This is a genomic window from Enterobacter hormaechei subsp. xiangfangensis (assembly GCF_001729785.1).
GTDB classification, from domain to species: domain Bacteria; phylum Pseudomonadota; class Gammaproteobacteria; order Enterobacterales; family Enterobacteriaceae; genus Enterobacter; species Enterobacter hormaechei_C.
In genome coordinates, this window is sequence record NZ_CP017183.1 from 3,953,344 (window position 1) to 3,972,565 (window position 19,222).

General features: G+C 57.0%; 20 protein-coding genes. 15 read left to right on the forward strand and 5 right to left on the reverse strand.

Translation table 11 applies throughout. The features are described 5' to 3' along the window. Positions 1-7: 7 nt before the first annotated feature. Positions 8-1,309, reverse strand: a complete 1,302-nt coding sequence (locus tag BFV63_RS18850; protein WP_045345585.1) for a CYTH domain-containing protein — start codon at positions 1,307-1,309, stop codon at positions 8-10. Between the two features lie 237 nt (positions 1,310-1,546). Between BFV63_RS18850 and BFV63_RS18855 the strand changes: the two genes are divergently transcribed. Continuing rightward, positions 1,547-2,167 (forward strand): TIGR04211 family SH3 domain-containing protein, encoded by a 621-nt coding sequence (locus tag BFV63_RS18855; protein WP_001303390.1) that lies wholly within the window; start codon positions 1,547-1,549, stop codon positions 2,165-2,167. Positions 2,168-2,227: 60 nt separating this feature from the next. Continuing rightward, entirely contained in the window at positions 2,228-3,469 is a 1,242-nt protein-coding gene (locus tag BFV63_RS18860) for a multifunctional CCA addition/repair protein (protein WP_003862543.1), read from the forward strand. 13 nt (positions 3,470-3,482) lie between these two features. Here BFV63_RS18860 and bacA read toward each other — a convergent pair whose 3' ends face one another. Together bacA and folB are read right to left on the reverse strand one after the other, a co-directional pair. Further along, positions 3,483-4,304: an undecaprenyl-diphosphate phosphatase gene (gene bacA, locus BFV63_RS18865; RefSeq protein ID WP_003862545.1), complete on the reverse strand. Its 822-nt coding sequence runs from the start codon at positions 4,302-4,304 to the stop codon at positions 3,483-3,485. A 105-nt stretch (positions 4,305-4,409) separates the two neighbouring features. After that, positions 4,410-4,778, reverse strand: coding sequence for a bifunctional dihydroneopterin aldolase/7,8-dihydroneopterin epimerase (folB, locus tag BFV63_RS18870; RefSeq protein ID WP_003862547.1), 369 nt, complete (start codon positions 4,776-4,778; stop codon positions 4,410-4,412). A gap of 107 nt (positions 4,779-4,885) precedes the next feature. Here folB and plsY point away from each other — a divergent pair, with 107 nt between their 5' ends. From plsY to ureG, 10 genes are all read left to right on the forward strand, one after another. Further along, positions 4,886-5,500 (forward strand): glycerol-3-phosphate 1-O-acyltransferase PlsY, encoded by a 615-nt coding sequence (gene plsY, locus BFV63_RS18875; protein ID WP_003862548.1) that lies wholly within the window; start codon positions 4,886-4,888, stop codon positions 5,498-5,500. A gap of 92 nt (positions 5,501-5,592) precedes the next feature. After that, complete coding sequence (locus BFV63_RS18880; RefSeq protein ID WP_048241793.1) at positions 5,593-7,059, forward strand: MFS transporter; 1,467 nt, start codon at positions 5,593-5,595, stop codon at positions 7,057-7,059. Between the two features lie 156 nt (positions 7,060-7,215). After that, positions 7,216-8,043, forward strand: a complete 828-nt coding sequence (locus BFV63_RS18885) for an urease accessory protein UreD (protein ID WP_003862554.1) — start codon at positions 7,216-7,218, stop codon at positions 8,041-8,043. A gap of 10 nt (positions 8,044-8,053) precedes the next feature. Beyond that, positions 8,054-8,356 (forward strand): urease subunit gamma, encoded by a 303-nt coding sequence (locus tag BFV63_RS18890; RefSeq protein ID WP_003862556.1) that lies wholly within the window; start codon positions 8,054-8,056, stop codon positions 8,354-8,356. Between the two features lie 10 nt (positions 8,357-8,366). Then, positions 8,367-8,681 (forward strand): urease subunit beta, encoded by a 315-nt coding sequence (locus BFV63_RS18895; RefSeq protein WP_003862557.1) that lies wholly within the window; start codon positions 8,367-8,369, stop codon positions 8,679-8,681. Beyond that, complete coding sequence (gene ureC / locus BFV63_RS18900) at positions 8,674-10,377, forward strand: urease subunit alpha (protein ID WP_047053966.1); 1,704 nt, start codon at positions 8,674-8,676, stop codon at positions 10,375-10,377. The genes BFV63_RS18895 and ureC overlap by 8 nt, the downstream gene beginning before the upstream one ends. Positions 10,378-10,386: 9 nt before the next feature. Then, positions 10,387-10,851, forward strand: a complete 465-nt coding sequence (gene ureE, locus BFV63_RS18905) for an urease accessory protein UreE (protein ID WP_048244923.1) — start codon at positions 10,387-10,389, stop codon at positions 10,849-10,851. A gap of 9 nt (positions 10,852-10,860) precedes the next feature. After that, entirely contained in the window at positions 10,861-11,400 is a 540-nt protein-coding gene (locus BFV63_RS18910) for a HupE/UreJ family protein (RefSeq protein WP_045335748.1), read from the forward strand. After that, positions 11,400-12,074: an urease accessory protein UreF gene (locus BFV63_RS18915; protein ID WP_048241789.1), complete on the forward strand. Its 675-nt coding sequence runs from the start codon at positions 11,400-11,402 to the stop codon at positions 12,072-12,074. The genes BFV63_RS18910 and BFV63_RS18915 overlap by 1 nt, the downstream gene beginning before the upstream one ends. A 9-nt stretch (positions 12,075-12,083) precedes the next feature. Next, the gene (gene ureG / locus BFV63_RS18920; protein ID WP_003862566.1) at positions 12,084-12,701 is read left to right on the forward strand and encodes an urease accessory protein UreG; all 618 of its coding nucleotides are present in this window, start codon (positions 12,084-12,086) and stop codon (positions 12,699-12,701) included. Between the two features lie 32 nt (positions 12,702-12,733). On the opposite strand, the gene BFV63_RS18925 is transcribed toward ureG, so the two are convergent. Next, a complete protein-coding gene (locus BFV63_RS18925; RefSeq protein WP_223866345.1) occupies positions 12,734-14,509 on the reverse strand; it encodes a S8 family peptidase in 1,776 nt (591 codons plus the stop codon). Between the two features lie 558 nt (positions 14,510-15,067). Here BFV63_RS18925 and BFV63_RS18930 point away from each other — a divergent pair. Beyond that, the gene (locus tag BFV63_RS18930; RefSeq protein WP_057058774.1) at positions 15,068-15,748 is read left to right on the forward strand and encodes a LuxR C-terminal-related transcriptional regulator; all 681 of its coding nucleotides are present in this window, start codon (positions 15,068-15,070) and stop codon (positions 15,746-15,748) included. Between the two features lie 31 nt (positions 15,749-15,779). Here the strand turns inward: BFV63_RS18930 and tsaD are convergent, their stop codons facing one another. Then, positions 15,780-16,793, reverse strand: a complete 1,014-nt coding sequence (gene tsaD / locus BFV63_RS18935; RefSeq protein ID WP_048241786.1) for a tRNA (adenosine(37)-N6)-threonylcarbamoyltransferase complex transferase subunit TsaD — start codon at positions 16,791-16,793, stop codon at positions 15,780-15,782. A 236-nt stretch (positions 16,794-17,029) separates the two neighbouring features. On the opposite strand from tsaD, the gene rpsU reads away from it, so the two are divergent. Together rpsU and dnaG are read left to right on the forward strand one after the other, a co-directional pair. Beyond that, complete coding sequence (gene rpsU / locus BFV63_RS18940) at positions 17,030-17,245, forward strand: 30S ribosomal protein S21 (RefSeq protein WP_001144069.1); 216 nt, start codon at positions 17,030-17,032, stop codon at positions 17,243-17,245. A gap of 115 nt (positions 17,246-17,360) precedes the next feature. After that, complete coding sequence (dnaG, locus tag BFV63_RS18945) at positions 17,361-19,106, forward strand: DNA primase (RefSeq protein ID WP_003862574.1); 1,746 nt, start codon at positions 17,361-17,363, stop codon at positions 19,104-19,106. The last annotated feature ends 116 nt before the right edge of the window (positions 19,107-19,222 follow it).

The window sequence follows — 19,222 nt, forward strand, 5'->3', positions numbered from 1 at the left end:
GCCAGAATTAACGTTTTCCGCTGTGCAGCCAGTACGGATCCTGCGAAATGGCCTCGTTGCGGAAATGCTCGATCTCAATCTGCTGACGGGTCTCGATGGCATGCTTAAGCCCCTGCCAGTTCTCCAGCCAGGCCTGCGCCTTCACGCCCTCATACGCACCCGACAGCAGCAACATGCTGTCGATGTTACGCGCCAGGCGGGGAAGCTGATCGCCATACTGGTCGCCCAGCGGATGCGCGAAGGTGGTTCGCAGCTCGGCCGCGTGACGGGAGAGGTGGATATCCGCAAAACGTTTGAAGTTTTCCGCAATTTTGGTCTGCCCTTTCGCATCGAGGAAGGTGCGCCAGCCGCGCGTCACCAGAAACTCGGTCAGCGCCAGTTTCGCGCTGGCGTTTTGCGGGCTGTAGATCGCCGTTTGTGCCGACACGTCGGAAAGCATCAGCGTTTCGGTTTGAGTGAGCAAATCACGTAAGTGAGTGCTGGCTTTACGCGGTACAATGCCGCCAAAGAGCGTCAGGGTATGACGTACCAGCCCCATAGCGGCCAGCACCTGTTTTTTGGCATTTTTCACGTTACGCGCCCACAGCTCCTCGTGGTACTGCCACTGAGAGAGCGCCAGCTCCAGCGCCGCTTCCATGCCCTGCTCAACGGAGGCTTTCGGCACAACGCGCAGAATCGGGGTTTCTCGCAGCACGCGCGGCGCATTCCCGGCGGCCAGGTGATAGCCGCGCGCCGCTTTACTCAGGCTGCCCTGACGCAGCCCAGGCTGGTTCACCAGCTTGCGCGCCAGCTTCAGCACATCGCTCGCGTCGCCATCAAGCAGTTCGAGTTCCAATTCGCAGATCGGCTCCTGCTCTTCACCAGCCTTAATTTCACCCCGATCAAACGCGATCTCAATGCGGCTCTTGCCTTCCGTCACCAGCCATTTCTCGCGCCAGAAATCGGTGCTGAACAGCGGTTGCGCCTCTGCCGACAGCGTTGCGGGCAGCGTTCCTTCCGGCCACACTTCCGCCGGAAAGCGATCCAGCTCAAGTTCTGGCTTACTGATGTCGATATTGTATTCCGGACGCTGGTGTAAACCGCCCACCACGCGACCGGCGATTTTCATCGTCATCTCGTAGCGCCCGTTCGCACCCCGGATGCGCAGGCCCATATCATGGTTGCGCAGCCAGTTGTCCGGCGTTTCGTAATAGATGTTGAGCAGCTGTACGGGTTCATGGTGCTCGCCGGACAGCGTATTCAGATGCTGGCGGAGCGCGTCAGCGCTGTCTTTTTCGACGATAAACTTTAATTCGATCTCTTGTGCCATAGCCTTGTACTTTTGCGTGCGTCACAGACGCGTCGATGAAGGCGAACTTACTCGCCATTTGTTTGTCAGTACATAGTATTTTGCGCCAAATTGCCACGCAATGAGCAATTTGACGGGCGTAAAAGTTTAAAGCGGTGGAAATCATGACACAGATGATTCCGATTGATGATGAATCCTTTGCGTAGCGACACTGATACCACTACTATCGTTCCACTTTTTATGAAAATAACGACTGATATGCTTAAATTACGCCTGATTGGACTTACTTTACTCGCTTTTAGCGCCGCAACCGCGGTCCACGCTGAAGAGAAACGTTACGTTTCTGATGAACTGAATACCTGGGTACGCAGCGGCCCTGGAGACAATTATCGCCTCGTGGGTACGGTAAATGCCGGCGAGGAAGTGACTCTGCTGCAAACTAACGCAGACACCAATTACGGTCAGGTTCGTGACAGCTCTGGCCGCACCTCATGGATCCCGCTGAAAGAGCTGAGCACGGTGCCAAGCCTGCGCACCCGCGTGCCGGATCTGGAAAATCAGGTGAAAACCCTGACTGACAAGCTGAACAACATCGACGGCACCTGGAACCAGCGCACCGCAGAGATGCAGCAGAAAGTGGCGCAAAGCGACAGCGTGATCGCCGGTCTGAAAGATGAAAATCAGAAGCTGAAAAATGAGCTGATCGTCGCGCAGAAGAAAGTGAACGCCGCGAATCTACAGCTGGATGACAAACAACGCACCATCATCATGCAGTGGTTTATGTATGGCGGCGGGGTGCTGGGCGTCGGTCTGGTGCTGGGTCTGGTGCTTCCTCACCTTATCCCAAGCCGTAAACGTAAAGACCGCTGGATGAACTAACTCGTCTTCTCTGCCACACTTACGTATCATCTTGCGAAAAGAGAAAACGGGAGTGTTGGCGTGAAGAGTTATCTGGTCGGTGGTGCGGTACGTGATGCGTTATTAGGTCTGCCGGTCAAAGATAAAGACTGGGTCGTGGTCGGTGCCACGCCCGAAGCGATGATTGACGCGGGCTACCAGCAGGTAGGCCGCGATTTTCCTGTGTTCCTCCATCCGAAAAGCCGGGAAGAGTACGCCCTGGCGCGAACCGAACGGAAATCCGGTTCCGGTTATACCGGCTTCACCTGCTATGCCGCGCCGGATGTGACGCTGGAGCAGGACTTACTGCGCCGCGATCTCACCATTAATGCTCTGGCGCAGGACGAAAACGGCCATATTATCGACGTCTACGGCGGCCAGAACGATCTGCGCGACCGTCTTTTACGCCATATTTCCCCCGCCTTTTCTGAAGATCCGTTACGCGTACTGCGCGTGGCGCGTTTTGCCGCCCGTTATGCCCATCTCAGCTTCCGCATCGCCGACGAGACGATGGCGCTGATGACGGCCATGACCGACGCGGGCGAGCTGGAACACCTGACGCCAGAACGCGTCTGGAAAGAGACCGAAAACGCCCTGACTACCCGTAATCCGCAGATCTTTTTCCAGGTTCTGCGCGACTGCGGGGCGCTGAAAGTGCTGTTCCCGGAAATAGATGCGCTGTTTGGCGTGCCCGCCCCGGCGAAATGGCACCCGGAAATTGATACCGGCATTCACACCCTGATGACGCTGAGCATGGCCGCTATGCTCAGTCCTGAAGTGGACGTGCGCTTTTCCACTCTCTGCCATGACCTCGGCAAAGGGTTAACGCCAAAGGAATTGTGGCCACGCCATCACGGGCACGGTCCGGCTGGCGTAAAGCTGGTTGAAGGGCTTTGCCAGCGCCTGCGCGTGCCGAATGACATTCGCGATCTGGCAAAGCTGGTCGCCGAGTTCCACGACCTGATCCACACCTTCCCGATCCTGAAACCCGCCACCATCGTCAGGCTGTTTGATAACATCGACGCCTGGCGCAAGCCGCAGCGCGTGGAGCAGATCGCGCTCACCAGCGAGGCTGACGTGCGCGGGCGTACCGGGTTTGAAGCGTCCGATTATCCGCAGGGTCGTTTGCTGCGTGAGGCGTGGGACGTAGCGAAAGCGGTGCCAACGAAAGAGGTGGTGGAGGCAGGGTTTAAAGGCCCGGAGATCCGCGAAGAGCTGACGAAGCGGCGGATTGATGCGGTTGCGGCGTGGAAGGAAAAACGTTGCCCTCAGCCGAAAGACTGAGGGCGGTCGGTCATCAGAAGAAGACCACGTACACGGCAGCCGCGACGATAAAGCGGTAGATCGCGAACGGAATAAACGAAATACGCTTAATCAGTTGCAGGAAGGTTTTGATGGCGATCAGCGCCACAATGAAGGCGGTGATAAAGCCCACGGCGAACATCGGAATGTCACCCACGGTCAGGAAGCCGATGCTTTTGTAGAGATCCAGCGCGGTGGCGCCCATCATCATCGGCACCGCCAGCAGGAACGAGAACTCAGACGCCGCGTAACGGCTCACGCCCATCAGCATCCCGCCGGAAATGGTTGCCCCTGAACGGGAGAAGCCCGGCCACAGCGCCAGACACTGGAAGCAGCCAATCATAAACGCCTGACGATACGTCATATCGTCCAGACCTTCCGCACGCGGGGTTTTTGGCTTCAGCACTTCGGCGGCAATCAGCAGGAAGCCGCCGACAACCAGCGCGTACATCACGTTAATCGGGTTGAAGAGCGATTTAATGGTGTCGTGGAACACCAGCCCCAGCACCACTGCCGGGATCATCCCGAGCAGAATATGAATCAGCGTCAGACGCCCCTTGCCCTCTCCTTCACGCTGCGGCAAACGCCCGAAGTGGATGCCGATCAGACCAAACAGACGACGCCAGAACATCACAACCACCGCCAGGATAGAGCCCAGCTGAATCACCACCTCAAACGTCTTTGCGGTATCGCCTTCAAAGCCCAACAGATGGCCAACGATAATCATATGGCCCGTACTGGACACCGGCAAAAACTCCGTCAATCCTTCGACCACACCCAGTATTGCCGCCACCAGCAGCGAGTGCATATCGCTCATCTATAAACCCCTAAAAAGATATAAAAAAACGGTTGCCACAACGGCTACCGTGAAACATACAGCTCTAAGACCGATATAACCTAAAATGGTTTAGCTATTATGACGTTAAATCTTTCCTTTCAGATTTGTGCCACGCTCGATAATCACGCCCACGTTGGCGGCGCGCGCCACCGCGCCCGGCTTGCTTAGCTTAATGCGCACCCACGGGGAGTTAAATTTGCTCAGCAGCAGGTCTGCCACCTCTTCCGCCACGCGTTCTACCAGCGCAAATCGTTGCCCTTCCACATGGCCGATGACCGTTTCACTGATGTCGGCGTAGCTCAGACAATCATTCACATCATCGCTTTTCGCTGACTTGCGGTTATCCCAGCCCATTTCGATATCGAACACCAGTTTCTGCTCGATGGTCTGTTCCCAGTCGTAAACACCAATTGTGGTGATTACCGAAAGTTGCTCTATAAATACAATATCCATCACGACCTGCCTGCTTTTTGGCTAAACCGGATACCACTTCCGGCGAATTATGCGTATTATCCACAGATGCTGAGAATACAGATACATTTTCAAAACGGAACAGCGTTATGAGTGCAATCGCGCCTGGAATGATTATCCTCGCCTACCTTTGCGGCTCAATCTCCAGCGCCATTCTGGTCTGCCGCATCGCCGGGTTGCCTGACCCGCGTGAAAGTGGTTCCGGGAATCCGGGGGCGACCAATGTACTACGAATTGGCGGCAAGGGAGCAGCCGTAGCGGTTTTGATTTTTGACGTTCTGAAAGGAATGCTTCCCGTCTGGGGCGCGTATGCGCTCGGCGTCACACCCTTCTGGCTGGGGCTGATAGCCATCGCCGCCTGCGTCGGCCACATCTGGCCTGTTTTCTTTGGTTTTAAAGGCGGTAAAGGCGTGGCCACTGCGTTTGGCGCGATTGCGCCGATCGGCTGGGATCTCACCGGCGTGATGGCGGGCACCTGGCTGCTGACCATCCTGCTGAGCGGTTATTCGTCGCTGGGCGCCATCGTCAGCGCACTGATCGCCCCGTTCTATGTCTGGTGGTTTAAACCGCAGTTTACCTTCCCGGTGTCGATGCTCTCGTGTCTGATCCTGTTGCGCCATCACGACAACATTCAACGCCTGTGGCGTCGTCAGGAAACGAAGATCTGGACGAAGCTCAGACGTAAAAAGAAAGACGCTCAGTAAACCGTTCGTTATGCCTTATAACCAAATGTGATTTTTGTCACCTTCTGCCTGTGGTAACTGTTAGAGACACAACACAACCACACAAAAAGAAAATGGCAGAAATCACAGATTCAACTCCCCTTCCAGCGGCAGCAAACACCCCGGATGGCGACATCAAGTGGGTACGCAGCGCATCGGACGTTTCACGTCTCGTTAATGACGGCTCTCAGGGCCGGGCCAATGCCCGCATCGTGGTCGGTATCGCGCTCGGGGGAATTTTTCTCGATGCCTACGATCTCGGCGCGCTGGCATTCGGCATCAAAGACATCACCCGCGAATTTAACCTGACGCCCGCCGGTACCGGCATGGTGGCTTCAGCCATTACGTTTGGCGCGATTGTCGGGGCGCTGCTCGGCGGCTATCTTACGGATAAAATCGGGCGCTACCGCGTCTTTATGGCCGATATGGTATTCTTTGTCGTTGCCGCTATCGCCTGTGCGCTGGCCCCGAACGAATATGTGCTGGCGGGCGCGCGCTTTGTGATGGGTCTTGGCGTTGGGATCGACCTTCCCGTCGCGATGGCGTTTCTCAGCGAGTTCGCCAGACTGAAAGGCCCGGGGAATAAAGCCTCCAGCGTCGCGATGTGGTGTCCCACCTGGTATGCTGCCATCAGCATCTCTTATCTTCTGGTGCTCTTCTTTTACGCCGTACTGCCGGAAAGCCACAGCGACTGGCTCTGGCGTCTGATCCTTGGCTTTGGCGCGGTGCCCGCGCTGGTGATTATCGCCATCCGCAGCCGCTATATGAGCGAATCCCCGGTCTGGGCGGCGAATCAGGGCAATCTGAAGGAGGCGGCGTCCATCCTGCGGCAGTTTTACAACATTAATGCCCACGTACCGCAGGATGCGCTCGACCAGCCCGCGCCTGTTGTGAACAAGGCAAAATGGTCGAACTACCTGAACCTGTTCCGCGGTATCTATCTGCGGCGTACCACGCTCGCCACGCTGCTGTCGGTCGTCTCCTCGTTCGCCTATAACGCCGTAGCCTTTGGCCTGCCGGTGATCATCTCCAGCTTCTTTGTGCAGTCGATGCTGACGACCATTCTGATCTCGCTGGCGCTTAATCTGCTGTTCGCGTTTGTCGGCGGGCTGCTGGCGGTGCGCTATGTTCCGCGCTTCGGCGCATGGCGGATGTCACTGGCGGGTTATGCGTGCCAGCTGGCGGCGCTGCTCGGCCTGGCGCTGATTGGCCGCCCTGACGGGTCCACGGAAGGCGTGGTCGCCGTCGCGATGCTGGCGCTGTTCCTGTTTGGCCAGGGTTTTGGTCCGGGTGCGCACACCATGACGTTTGCCTCTCTGAGCTACCCGACCTCGCTGCGCGGTGTGGGTGTGGGGCTTAACCAGACGCTGATGCGCAGCAGTTCAACGCTATCACTGTTTCTGTTCCCGCTGCTGGTCGCCTCGCTGGATACCGCCGTGTTCTGGGTGATTGCGCTGGCGCCGTTTATCGGCCTGGCCTCGCTGCTGGCGATCCGCTGGGAGCCGTCGGGGTATGATGTGGATGCAGAGGATTATCGCTAGCCTTTCTTGCCGGGTGGCGCTGCGCTTACCCGGCCTACATTACTGAAACCGGCTCACATGAGCCGGTTTTTTTATCCATAAGCGACTCATATGACAGCCTTCATTTCCGCCAGGGCATACTGAAACGTATCCCGATAGTGCGGAAGTGGAAGCACCATGTTAGCAACTCAGGTCACTGATAATTCATACAAAGGCTGGCAGGCCTCGCTTGCCCTCCAGTTTTGTCATACCCCTGAGAAAACCCTCCTCCATTCCGCGCGTCACACCGGGCCACTTACCGTTCAGCGTCCGTTTTATCCCGAAGGGGAAACCTGCCACCTTTACCTGCTGCACCCGCCAGGCGGAATTGTGGGCGGGGATACGCTGGATATTTCCGTGCGGCTCGACGCCAAAAGCCATGCCCTCATCACCATGCCCGGCGCCAGCAAGTTCTATCGCAGCAGCGGCCCGCTGGCCTGCCTCAGTCAGCATTTTTACCTCGACGAAGAGGCCACGCTGGAGTGGCTGCCGCAGGACACCATTATTTTCCCCGGCGCTAACGCCGCGCTGCGTTCCGTCTTTCACCTGCACGCCACCAGCACGCTGCTGGCGTGGGAGCTGTACTGTCTGGGCCGTCCGGTGATAAACGAAACCTTCAGCCAAGGCACGCTGGAGAGCCGCCTTGAGGTGTGGGTGGATGGCGAGCCGCGTCTGATTGAGCGACTGCATCTCAGCGGTGGCGATCTGACGCCCGTCGCGGACCATCCGTGGGTCGGCACGCTGCTGTTCTATCCGGCCCGGGAAGCACATCTCGACACGGTGCGCGAGCGGCTCGCCCCGCTGGAAAACTTTGGCGGGGCGACGCTCACCGACGATCTGCTGTCGGTGCGTTTTCTCTCGCACGACAACCTGATTTGTCAGCGGGTGATGCGCGATATCTGGCAGTCGCTTCGCCCGCTTTTAACCCCCAAAACCGCCTGTTCGCCGCGCATCTGGCAGACATAAGAGAAACGCTATGGAACTGACTCCCAGAGAAAAAGACAAGCTGTTGCTGTTCACCGCCGCGCTGGTTGCCGAACGCCGCCTCGCGCGCGGGGTAAAGCTCAACTATCCGGAATCGGTCGCGCTGATCAGCGCCTTTATTATGGAAGGCGCGCGCGATGGCGAAACCGTCGCCTCGCTGATGGAAGCCGGCCGCCACGTCCTGACGCGCGATCAGGTGATGGAGGGCGTACCGGAGATGATCCCGGATATTCAGGTGGAAGCCACCTTCCCGGACGGATCCAAGCTCGTCACCGTCCACAACCCGATCGTGTAAGGAGCGCGTGATGATCCCAGGTGAATACCGGATCCAGTCCGGCAACATTGCTCTCAACGTCGGGCGCGAAACCCGAAGTGTGATAGTGGAAAACCACGGCGACAGGCCGATCCAGGTGGGATCGCACTATCACTTTTACGAGGTCAACCCGGCGCTGAAGTTCGATCGCGAGGCCACCCGAGGCTACCGGCTGAACATCCCGGCGGGCACCGCTGTGCGCTTCGAGCCCGGCCAGAAGCGGGAAGTGACGCTGGTGCAGGTGACGGGCGCACAGCGCATTTTCGGTTTTCGCGGCGAGATCATGGGCGAGGTGAAACATGGCTGAGATTTCACGCCAGGCGTATGCCGATATGTTCGGCCCCACGACCGGGGATAAAGTGCGGCTGGCCGACAGCGAACTGTGGATCGAAGTAGAAGACGATCTCACGATCTACGGAGAAGAGGTTAAATTCGGCGGCGGAAAAGTGATCCGCGACGGCATGGGACAGGGGCAGATGACCGCCGACGACTGCGTGGATCTGGTGCTCACCAACGCGCTGATCGTCGATCACTGGGGGATCGTGAAAGCGGATATCGGCGTAAAAAATGGGCGGATCTTCGCCGTCGGCAAAGCCGGAAACCCGGACATTCAGCCCGGCGTGACGATCCCGATTGGCGCAGCAACGGAAGTGATCGCCGCCGAAGGCAAGATTGTCACCGCTGGCGGGATCGACACCCATATCCACTGGATCTGTCCGCAGCAAGCGGAAGAGGCGCTGGTCTCTGGCGTCACCACCATGATCGGCGGCGGCACCGGGCCCGCGGCAGGTACAAACGCCACCACCTGCACGCCGGGGCCATGGTATATCGCCCGCATGTTGCAGGCTGCCGATACGCTGCCGGTGAATATTGGCCTGCTGGGCAAAGGGAACAGTTCAAACCCGGACGCGCTGCGCGAGCAGATCGCGGCAGGTGCCATCGGGCTTAAGATCCACGAAGACTGGGGTGCGACGCCTGCGGCCATCAACTGCTCGCTGGAGGTCGCTGAAGAGATGGATATCCAGGTGGCGCTGCACAGCGACACGCTGAACGAGTCCGGTTTTGTCGAAGATACTCTGGCCGCCATCGCCGGGCGCACCATCCACACCTTCCACACCGAAGGGGCGGGCGGCGGCCATGCGCCAGATATCATCATCGCCTGCGCGCACCCGAATATTCTGCCCTCCTCCACCAACCCGACGCTGCCCTACACGGTCAACACCATCGACGAGCACCTGGACATGCTGATGGTTTGCCATCACCTCGACCCGGATATCGCCGAGGACGTGGCGTTTGCCGAATCCCGCATTCGCCGGGAGACCATCGCCGCCGAAGACGTGCTGCACGATATCGGCGCGTTCTCACTCACCTCGTCAGATTCACAGGCAATGGGCCGCGTGGGGGAAGTGATTATTCGCACCTGGCAGGTCGCCCACCGCATGAAGGTTCAGCGCGGCGCGCTGCCGGAAGAGACCGGCGATAACGACAACTTCCGGGTGAAGCGCTATGTCGCCAAATACACCATTAACCCGGCGCTGACCCACGGCATCGCCCATGAAGTGGGCTCGATTGAGGCGGGCAAGCTGGCGGACCTGGTGGTCTGGTCCCCGGCGTTCTTCGGCGTCAAGCCCGCCACCATCGTCAAAGGTGGGATGATCGCCTGCGCACCGATGGGCGATATCAACGCCTCGATCCCCACGCCGCAGCCGGTGCATTACCGCCCGATGTTTGGATCGCTGGGCGCCGCGCGCCACGCCACGCGGCTGACGTTTATCTCGCAGGCCGCCAGTGCGAACGGCATCCCGCAGCAGCTCAACTTGCAGAGCGCCACGGCGGTGGTGAAAGGCTGCCGGACGGTGAAAAAGGCGGACATGATCCACAACGCTCTGCAACCGAACATCACCGTTGATTCGCAAACCTACGAGGTGCGCGTCGACGGCGAACTGATTACCAGCGAACCGGCTGACGTTCTGCCGATGGCACAACGCTATTTCCTGTTTTGAGGAGTGATGATGATTTATCTGACCCAACGCCTGGACCACGCACACCCGACTACCGCCAGCGTCACGCTGCCGATTGACGTGCGGGTGAAAAGCCGCGCCCGCGTGGCCCTGAACGACGGTCGCGAAGCCGGGCTGATGCTGCCGCGCGGTTTGCTGCTGCGCGGCGGCGATCTGCTGACCACCGACGACGGCAGCGAGGTGATCGAAGTGATCGCGGCCCCGGAGTCGGTTTCCGTGGTGCGCTGCGCCGATCCGTTCCTGCTCGCCCGCGCCTGTTACCACCTGGGCAACCGTCACGTGCCGCTGCAAATTATGCCCGGCGAGCTGCGCTACCACCACGACCACGTTCTTGACGACATGCTGCGTCATTTCGGGCTGGAGGTGACCTTCGCCAGCCTGCCCTTTGAACCAGAAGCGGGCGCTTACACCAGCGATGCCCACAGCCATGGCCACTCCCACTCTCATTCACATTAAGGACTCATCATGCGCAAGTATTTACCGCTGTTTCTGCTGGCCTTTTCCGTTCCGGCGCTTGCCCATCCGGGCCACGGGACCGACAGCTTCCAGGCCGGATTTCTCCATCCGCTGACCGGGCTGGATCACCTGCTGATGCTGACGGGGGCTGGCGTGCTGTCCGCCCTGAGCGGCCGCAAGCTGCTGCTGCCGTTAGCAACGCTCGGCATGATGCTTGCTGGCGCCGTTGCGGGAAGCCTGCTCGGCGGTTTTAGCGGCATGGAGATGCTGATTATCGCCTCGCTGGCGGTCTGCGGCGTAATGATGTTTAAGACTGAAAATCGCCTGCTGCTGGCGGTGCCAGCCCTGGCGATGTTCCACGGCTGGGCGCACGGCGTGGAGATGTCCGGCCACAGCTTCTGGCTCTTCACCAGCGGGTTTATGTTCGCCAGCGCCACGGTGCTGTGCGCCAGTTTCGCCGCAGGCTTGCTGCTGCGCCGTCACGACGGCCTGCGTAAAACCTTCGGTGGCGGGCTGATCGTCTCTGCCCTGCTGGCGCTGATGAGCTGATGGAGCACGCCCGCCAGCGGCTGCGCCTGATACAGCTCTCCAGCAGTAGCCTGCCGGTCGGATCGTTTACCTGGTCGCAGGGGCTGGAGTGGGCCGTTGAGGCCGGGTGGGTCACGGACGCTGAGGCCTTCAGGCGCTGGCAGATCCAGCAGATGGAGCAGAGCTTTTTCTGCGTCGACCTGCCGCTGTTTATACGCCTTTATCGTGCCTGCGAGAAGCAGGACGTCGCGACAGCAAAACGCTGGACGGCATACCTGCTCGCCTGCCGGGAAACGCGCGAGCTGCGCGATGAAGAACGCAACCGTGGCGCGGCCTTTACGCGCCTGGTTAAAAGCTGGGAACCCGCCTGCCCGCCAGAATGGTTGCCGCTGTTGACGCAGAGCCAGCTCTGCGGCATGGCGTGGCTCGGCGTGCGCTGGGGCATTAGCGCGCGTGAGCTGGCGCTGAGCCTGGGCTACAGCTGGATTGAGAGCGCGGTGATGGCGGGCGTCAAGCTGGTGCCGTTTGGGCAGCAGGCCGCACAACAGCTGATTATCGACCTGAGCGACCATTTTGCCGCCGGGTTTGAACAGGCATTTTTACGTGGCGACGACGCGCTGGGGGCCGCTACGCCGCTGTCCGCCATCGCCTCCGCGCGCCACGAAACCCAATATTCACGACTATTCCGTTCCTGAGGAGTCAATATGGCTGATTACAAACATCCCCTGCGCGTTGGCGTGGGCGGCCCGGTAGGGTCGGGCAAAACTGCCCTGCTGGAAGCGCTCTGCAAGGCGATGCGCGATACCTATCACCTGGCGGTGGTGACTAACGATATCTACACCAAAGAGGATCAGCGCATCCTGACCGAGGCGGGTGCGCTGGAGCCAGAGCGCATCGTGGGCGTGGAAACGGGCGGCTGTCCGCACACCGCCATCCGCGAAGATGCCTCAATGAACCTGGCGGCGGTGGAAGCACTCAGCGAGAAGTTCGGCAATCTGGATCTGATCTTCGTCGAAAGCGGCGGGGATAACCTGAGCGCGACCTTCAGCCCGGAGCTGGCGGACCTCACCATCTACGTCATCGACGTGGCCGAAGGGGAAAAAATCCCGCGCAAGGGCGGGCCGGGGATCACCAAATCCGATTTTCTGGTGATCAATAAAACCGACCTCGCGCCGTACGTGGGGGCGTCGCTGGAGGTAATGGAACGCGACACTAACCGCATGCGCGGCGAGCGTCCGTGGACCTTTACCAACCTGAAAGCGGGTGACGGGCTGGCGACGATCATTGCGTTTCTGGAAGAGAAAGGGATGCTGCGGATCTGAAAAAGGCCTGGCATAACGCCAGGCCGTGATGGTTATTTGCAGCTGTTATTGGAAGACCCTTGTTCGCGCCATGCGCCCCACTGGCCGCCGGTTCCCGGCGTTTCTTGCCCCGGGTTGACATACCACTGGTTGAGCCAAACTTTACCGTTGTAGGACACTTTGGTGCATCGGGTTGGATAGGCAATTTTGGCGTTATAGGCCGGTGCCGCAGGATTTACCGGTGTGTCATCTTTTGCCGGGGTGTCATCCTTAGCCGGTACCGCTGGCTTACTGACGGTGATGGTCATGCTGTCCGTCGCGGTTCGCCCATCCGCGCCGGTCGTCGTCAGCGTAAAGGTCGCTTCCCCCTCGCTGTTGGCAGGAATGACGGCATAGGCATGCGCGCTGTCCACGCTCTTCACCAGCGCGCCGTTCAGTGTCGCCTCCAGCGAGAAGGTTTCTGCCCCTTTTGTCACACGCCAGTTATACGATTTGGCATTCAGGCTCTTACTGCCGTCCAGCGCGTAGGTGATCACCCCCGTGGTCGGAGAAACCAGAGCGTAATCTGCGCCTGCCACAGCCGTTGGAGCCGGCGCGACAGGCGTGCTACCGTCTTTGAGCGCCATAATACGGGCCACCGCACGCTCCATGTCAGGTTGAGTACCCACTTTTGCCGAATCTCCGTTGGCCAGTGGCGTTCCGGTCTCTGCCAGAATCTGACGCATCTGACGCGGTGTCACGGTAATACCGTTGGCTTTGGCGATGCCTGACAGGCTGGCTACCACACCCGCAATAATCGGGTTCGAGGAAGAAGTTCCGGCAAACGTCGCGGTATAAGAATCGTTAACGCCGCCATTTTTATAGAGATCGCCATAACCTGTGCTCACTACGTCCCAGCAGCCCCATGCAGAGCTGGTGACGCGCGAACCATAGGTGCTGAACGACGCTTTTTTACCGTCTTTTGCACAAAACGCACCCGCCAGGATAGCCCCGGAGTCCCGCACGTTCACGTCAAACTCCCCCTGGAAGCCTGGGCTATCCAGGTTGACGTTCCCGTTACCTGCCGCCTCAATAACGTGAACGCCTTTATCTGTCAGCGCTTTAATCACATCGTAATAGGCGGGTTCGGACTCCATTGCCACCCAGCAATCCTTTTGGCAACCCGCTGGATAACCGCCCGCTACGTGTACCCCGATCTGCACCACATCGCCAGCTTTTAGCAACGGAATTAAATTATAGAGGTTATTATGCGCTGAGGCCGCGTACCCCAGTCGGCTTTTCCAGCTTATCCCTCGAATACCGGTGCCAATATCTTTCGCTGCCATAATCCCGACAGAAGCGGTGTCATGATCTTGCTTTTCAACATACGTTGTCTTTCCAGAGCTGAGGCTCATTGGCGGTAAGTTGAGGTGCTGGGTATTCCAGGGATAAATTTCCGTTGAAATAATCGTCACCCCTTCACCCGCACTGCCTGCATAGTGATCTACGCTTTCGCGGTTTACGCCCCCCATATAATAACCGGCGCGCTTAACATCAGGTGCTTTGAGATAATCCTGCTTATTGCGAAAATCCGGAACGGCGGCAGACGTTAAATTATTATTTACCGAAGATTTAACCTGCGGCGTAAGGGCGTTTTCATCCAGCGACACCGGTTCGGCCTCCGGATAAACTAACTCTACGTTCTGATTCTGCTCCAGCTCAGTAATAATATGGTTAATGTAGGTTTTATCCTGACGTTTATCTTGCGGTAACGCGATACGCAGATAACGGTCAAAGCCATAGCGTTTATTGAGTTCCGTTAACTCGGATGACTGATTTGAACTACGCAAATTAGTCGGCCTAAACATATTTGTGGTGATAAGGGAAGGATCATTCAGGGTAATTTTATTGTTTGTCGCTTTTAGCAAACCTGTAGTGGGTTTTAGCTTGAGTACAATTGCTGTGTAGGTCGCATTGTCATGTGCAAACTCATTTTGCACCTGATTTTCTGCCGCAGCGGAAAATGAAATTGCTGCACAAATAAAAAGGGACAAGGTACTTTTTTTCATGGTAATCACGGTTCCTTTGTGAATCGACATTTCTCCTTTTTCAGTATCTGTGATACATGCACCGTGATGAATAAGAGCATCCTAATCTGGGGGAACGATCTTTCTATAATTGAATAAGAAAAATCTTTAACTCGTTTCTTTATATTTCGCAACGCGAGGATACACCTGGATACAAAAACCGTAAAGATTAATCATAATGAAATAATCAACATCCACCGCCGTTAAAAATACTCTCATTGTTACTGCTATTTTACCGCAGTCTGGATTTTAATAAGGATATATCTTGCGAGGGTTTCCAAACCCGCCATTATCATGTAAGGGTTAATACGACGCATCATTATGGACATTAAAATCGTTATCGCTGAAGAATCCTCGTTGATTCGCCGCGGCTTATCCTCAATGATGCAAGCGCTCTCGTTACCCGCCTCAGGCATGAATCAGAGATGTGTTTTGACCGGTGAAGCAACCTCTTCCGCAGAACTTCTGTCGCTTCTGGGTCAGCATAACCCCGATATCGTTATCCTCAGCTATTCACTGACAACCAGCTTTAATCGCTCTCCTCTCACGGGTATGGACGGTCTGAAGCTGTTGAGATGGCTCCATCAGACTTATCCTGCGCTCAGCATTATCCTGCTCTCGCCCTATGCAAACGCCATGTTTATTCGTCAGGCGCTAAAGGAAGGCGTCAGATCGTATTTGTCGCGGGATATCAACGAGAAAACATTAAGCCAGGCGATTGCTACAGTTCTTAAAGGTGAGATCTTTATCGAAAGCCAGCTGGTAAATATGCTTTTTCGTCATGAGATGACAGATATAGAGAAACTCTCGCCGCGGGAAATCGATGTGCTGCGTCTGATATGTAACGGATTAAATTTAAAGGAGATTGCACAACATATGCACCTGAGCATCAAAACAGTCAGTGCGCATAAGATCCGGGCGATGGAAAAGCTGGATGTGCAAAACGACTGCCAGCTTTACTCGCTGATCATCAAGAACCAGATTTTCGACATCAGGATATAAAACTCCCCCGCCGCGATGACGGGAGAGCCGTTCACGCCTCAGGCAGCTCCGCCAGCGGCCAGCGCGGACGCACGGACACGCTCAGGTCAGCCGTTGCGCCAGCGTTCAGGCGCACCATCCCGGCGTAGGCGATCATCGCCCCGTTATCGGTACAAAATTCAGGACGCGCGTAGAACACTTCCCCACGACGCTTTTGCATCATCTCTGCAAGCTTCGCGCGCAGCGTACGGTTGGCGCTCACGCCGCCTGCCATCACCAGGCGCTTAAAGCCGGTCTGATCCAGCGCGCGTTTGCACTTGATCATCAGCGTATCCACCACCGCATCTTCGAACGCACGAGCGATGTCGGCACGCGTCTGCTCGCTGTCGTCGTTATTGCGGATGGTGTTCGCCGCGAAGGTTTTCAAACCGGAGAAGCTGAAATCCAGCCCCGGACGATCAGTCATCGGCCGTGGGAAGACAAAGCGCCCTTCCGTGCCCTGTGCGGCCATTTTCGAGAGCATCGGGCCGCCCGGGTAATCCAGCCCCAGCAGCTTGGCGGTTTTGTCGAAGGCTTCACCGGCTGCATCGTCAATTGACTCGCCCAGCAGCTCATACTTGCCAATACCCGTTACGCTGATCAGTTGGGTATGACCACCGGAAACCAGCAGCGCCACAAACGGGAACGCTGGCGGATTGTCTTCCAGCATCGGCGCCAGAAGGTGCCCTTCCATATGGTGAACCGGAATGGCCGGAACATCCCACGCGAAGGCCAGTGAACGCCCTACCGTTGCGCCGACCAGCAGCGCGCCGACCAGGCCCGGTCCTGCGGTATAGGCCACGGCATCAATATCTTTTGCACTCAACCCGGCCTCTTTCAGCGCCACCTGGATCAGGGGAACCGTTTTACGCACGTGGTCACGAGAGGCCAGTTCAGGCACGACGCCGCCGTAGTCAGCGTGCAATTTCACCTGACTATACAGTTGGTTGGCCAGAAGCCCTTTTTCGTCGTCGTAAATCGCGATGCCGGTTTCATCGCAGGATGTTTCAATACCCAGTACACGCATGACTTGTTTTACCTCGTTTCAATACCGCGCAGTGTAGAGCCTGGGCGGATTGTTGTAAAACTTTGTTCGCCCCAGGAAGAAGCCTCGTGTATACTCCTCACCCTTATTAAAGTCCCTTTCAAAATCGCATCGGTGCTTTACAAAGCAGCAGCATTTGCAGTAAAATTCCGCACCATTTTGAAATAAGCTGGCGTTGATGCCAGCGGCAAACCGAATTTATTAAAGGTGAGAGTTACATGCCGGTAATTAAAGTACGTGAAAACGAGCCGTTCGACGTAGCACTGCGTCGCTTCAAACGTTCATGCGAGAAAGCAGGTGTTCTGGCTGAAGTTCGTCGTCGTGAGTTTTATGAAAAACCAACGACCGAACGTAAGCGCGCTAAAGCTTCCGCTGTGAAACGTCACGCGAAGAAACTGGCTCGCGAAAACGCACGCCGTACTCGTCTGTACTAATCTGTTGAGGGCCACAGCCCTCAATTGACAGACAGAGTTGTAGTCGTAAGGCCGTGCTTCCGGAAGGAATGCGCGGCTTGTTTTCGTTTATAAGTCGCTTAAATTTTTGGGGCATATGGCCGGAAGAATCCCACGCGTTTTCATCAATGACCTGCTTGCCAGAACCGACATCGTCGATCTCATCGACGCGCGGGTGAAGCTAAAAAAGCAGGGCAAGAACTACCATGCGTGCTGTCCGTTCCATAACGAAAAAACCCCCTCTTTCACCGTAAACGGTGAAAAGCAGTTCTACCATTGCTTCGGCTGTGGCGCACACGGTAATGCCGTCGATTTTTTGATGAACTACGACAAGCTCGAGTTCGTTGAAACCGTCGAAGAGCTGGCGGCGATGCATAACCTTGAAGTGCCGTATGAAGCGGGCAGTGGGCCAAGTCAGATCGAGCGCCATCAGCGGCAAACGCTGTACCAACTGATGGATGGCCTGAATTCGTTTTACCAACAGTCTCTTAAGCACTCTGCGGCTGAGCCTGCGCGTCAGTATCTGAACAAGCGCGGACTGAGTGACGATGTGATTGCGCGTTTCGCTATTGGTTACGCCCCGCCCGGCTGGGACAACGTGTTAAAGCGTTTTGGCGGCAATAGCGAAGATCGTAAATCCCTCATCGACGCAGGCATGCTGGTCACCAACGACCAGGGACGAAGCTACGACCGCTTCCGTGAACGGGTGATGTTCCCGATCCGCGACAAGCGTGGCCGGGTGATAGGTTTTGGTGGTCGCGTGCTGGGTGATGCCCTGCCGAAATACCTTAACTCCCCGGAAACCGATATTTTCCATAAGGGCCGCCAGCTTTACGGTCTTTATGAGGCACAGCAGGATAATGCGGAACCTCCGCGTCTTCTGGTCGTCGAAGGCTATATGGATGTTGTTGCGCTGGCGCAGTACGACATTAACTATGCCGTTGCGTCGCTGGGAACGTCCACCACGGCGGACCATATCCAGCTGCTGTTCCGCGTCACCAACAACGTGATTTGCTGTTACGACGGTGACCGCGCAGGACGCGACGCCGCCTGGCGAGCGCTGGAAACCGCGTTGCCGTATATGACCGACGGGCGTCAGTTACGCTTTATGTTCCTGCCCGACGGTGAAGACCCGGATACGCTGGTGCGTAAAGAGGGCAAAGCGGCGTTTGAAGCGCGGATGGAGCAGGCTCAGCCGCTCTCCACGTTTCTGTTTAACAGCCTGATGCCGCAGGTTGATTTGAGTACCCCTGACGGGCGCGCGCAGCTCAGCACGCTGGCGCTGCCGTTAATCAGCCAGGTGCCCGGCGAAACGCTGCGCATCTATCTGCGTCAGGAGTTAGGCAACAAGCTCGGCATTCTGGATGACAGCCAGCTTGAACGTTTAATGCCGAAACAGGCTGAAAACGGCACGGTACGCCCCGCGCCTCAGCTAAAACGCACAACCATGCGTATACTGATAGGGTTGCTGGTACAAAACCCCGAACTTGCTCCGCAAGTGCCGTCGCTGGCGGGTTTGAACCACGAAAAATTGCCCGGGCTTGGCTTATTTTCAGAATTGGTCAACACTTGTTTGTCTCAGCCAGGTCTGACCACCGGACAACTTTTAGAGCATTATCGCGGCACAAAAGAGGCCGCTACCCTTGAAAAACTGTCGATGTGGGACGATATAGCAGATAAGGATATCGCAGAAAAAACGTTCACCGACTCACTCAACCATATGTTTGATTCGATGCTTGAGTTGCGCCAGGAAGAGTTGATAGCTCGCGAGCGCACCCATGGCCTAAGCAGCGAAGAACGCCGGGAGCTCTGGATGATTAACCAGGAACTGGCGAAGAAATAAAAAATTTAACGGCTTAAGTGCCGAATATCGATCGGGAAGCCCCCGGCAGCCGCACTGAGAGGCAGCGGCAAAAATATAAGTACGCCCTCGCTTTAAAGGTTGGCAGCCCATCGCCG

Excerpts from the sequence above, each read along its gene's own strand:
- BFV63_RS18855 (WP_001303390.1), top strand. The coding sequence starts at position 1,547 with ATGCTTAAATTACGCCTGATTGGACTTACTTTACTCGCTTTTAGCGCC.
- BFV63_RS18895 (WP_003862557.1), top strand. The coding sequence starts at position 8,367 with ATGATCCCAGGTGAATACCGGATCCAGTCCGGCAACATTGCTCTCAAC.
- bacA (WP_003862545.1), bottom strand. The coding sequence starts at position 4,304 with ATGAGCGATATGCACTCGCTGCTGGTGGCGGCAATACTGGGTGTGGTC.
- BFV63_RS18890 (WP_003862556.1), top strand. The coding sequence starts at position 8,054 with ATGGAACTGACTCCCAGAGAAAAAGACAAGCTGTTGCTGTTCACCGCC.
- BFV63_RS18885 (WP_003862554.1), top strand. The coding sequence starts at position 7,216 with ATGTTAGCAACTCAGGTCACTGATAATTCATACAAAGGCTGGCAGGCC.
- dnaG (WP_003862574.1), top strand. The coding sequence starts at position 17,361 with ATGGCCGGAAGAATCCCACGCGTTTTCATCAATGACCTGCTTGCCAGA.
- BFV63_RS18930 (WP_057058774.1), top strand. The coding sequence starts at position 15,068 with ATGGACATTAAAATCGTTATCGCTGAAGAATCCTCGTTGATTCGCCGC.
- folB (WP_003862547.1), bottom strand. The coding sequence starts at position 4,778 with ATGGATATTGTATTTATAGAGCAACTTTCGGTAATCACCACAATTGGT.
- BFV63_RS18850 (WP_045345585.1), bottom strand. The coding sequence starts at position 1,309 with ATGGCACAAGAGATCGAATTAAAGTTTATCGTCGAAAAAGACAGCGCT.
- BFV63_RS18880 (WP_048241793.1), top strand. The coding sequence starts at position 5,593 with ATGGCAGAAATCACAGATTCAACTCCCCTTCCAGCGGCAGCAAACACC.
- BFV63_RS18915 (WP_048241789.1), top strand. The coding sequence starts at position 11,400 with ATGGAGCACGCCCGCCAGCGGCTGCGCCTGATACAGCTCTCCAGCAGT.
- ureE (WP_048244923.1), top strand. The coding sequence starts at position 10,387 with ATGATTTATCTGACCCAACGCCTGGACCACGCACACCCGACTACCGCC.
- ureC (WP_047053966.1), top strand. The coding sequence starts at position 8,674 with ATGGCTGAGATTTCACGCCAGGCGTATGCCGATATGTTCGGCCCCACG.
- BFV63_RS18910 (WP_045335748.1), top strand. The coding sequence starts at position 10,861 with ATGCGCAAGTATTTACCGCTGTTTCTGCTGGCCTTTTCCGTTCCGGCG.
- plsY (WP_003862548.1), top strand. The coding sequence starts at position 4,886 with ATGAGTGCAATCGCGCCTGGAATGATTATCCTCGCCTACCTTTGCGGC.
- tsaD (WP_048241786.1), bottom strand. The coding sequence starts at position 16,793 with ATGCGTGTACTGGGTATTGAAACATCCTGCGATGAAACCGGCATCGCG.
- ureG (WP_003862566.1), top strand. The coding sequence starts at position 12,084 with ATGGCTGATTACAAACATCCCCTGCGCGTTGGCGTGGGCGGCCCGGTA.
- rpsU (WP_001144069.1), top strand. The coding sequence starts at position 17,030 with ATGCCGGTAATTAAAGTACGTGAAAACGAGCCGTTCGACGTAGCACTG.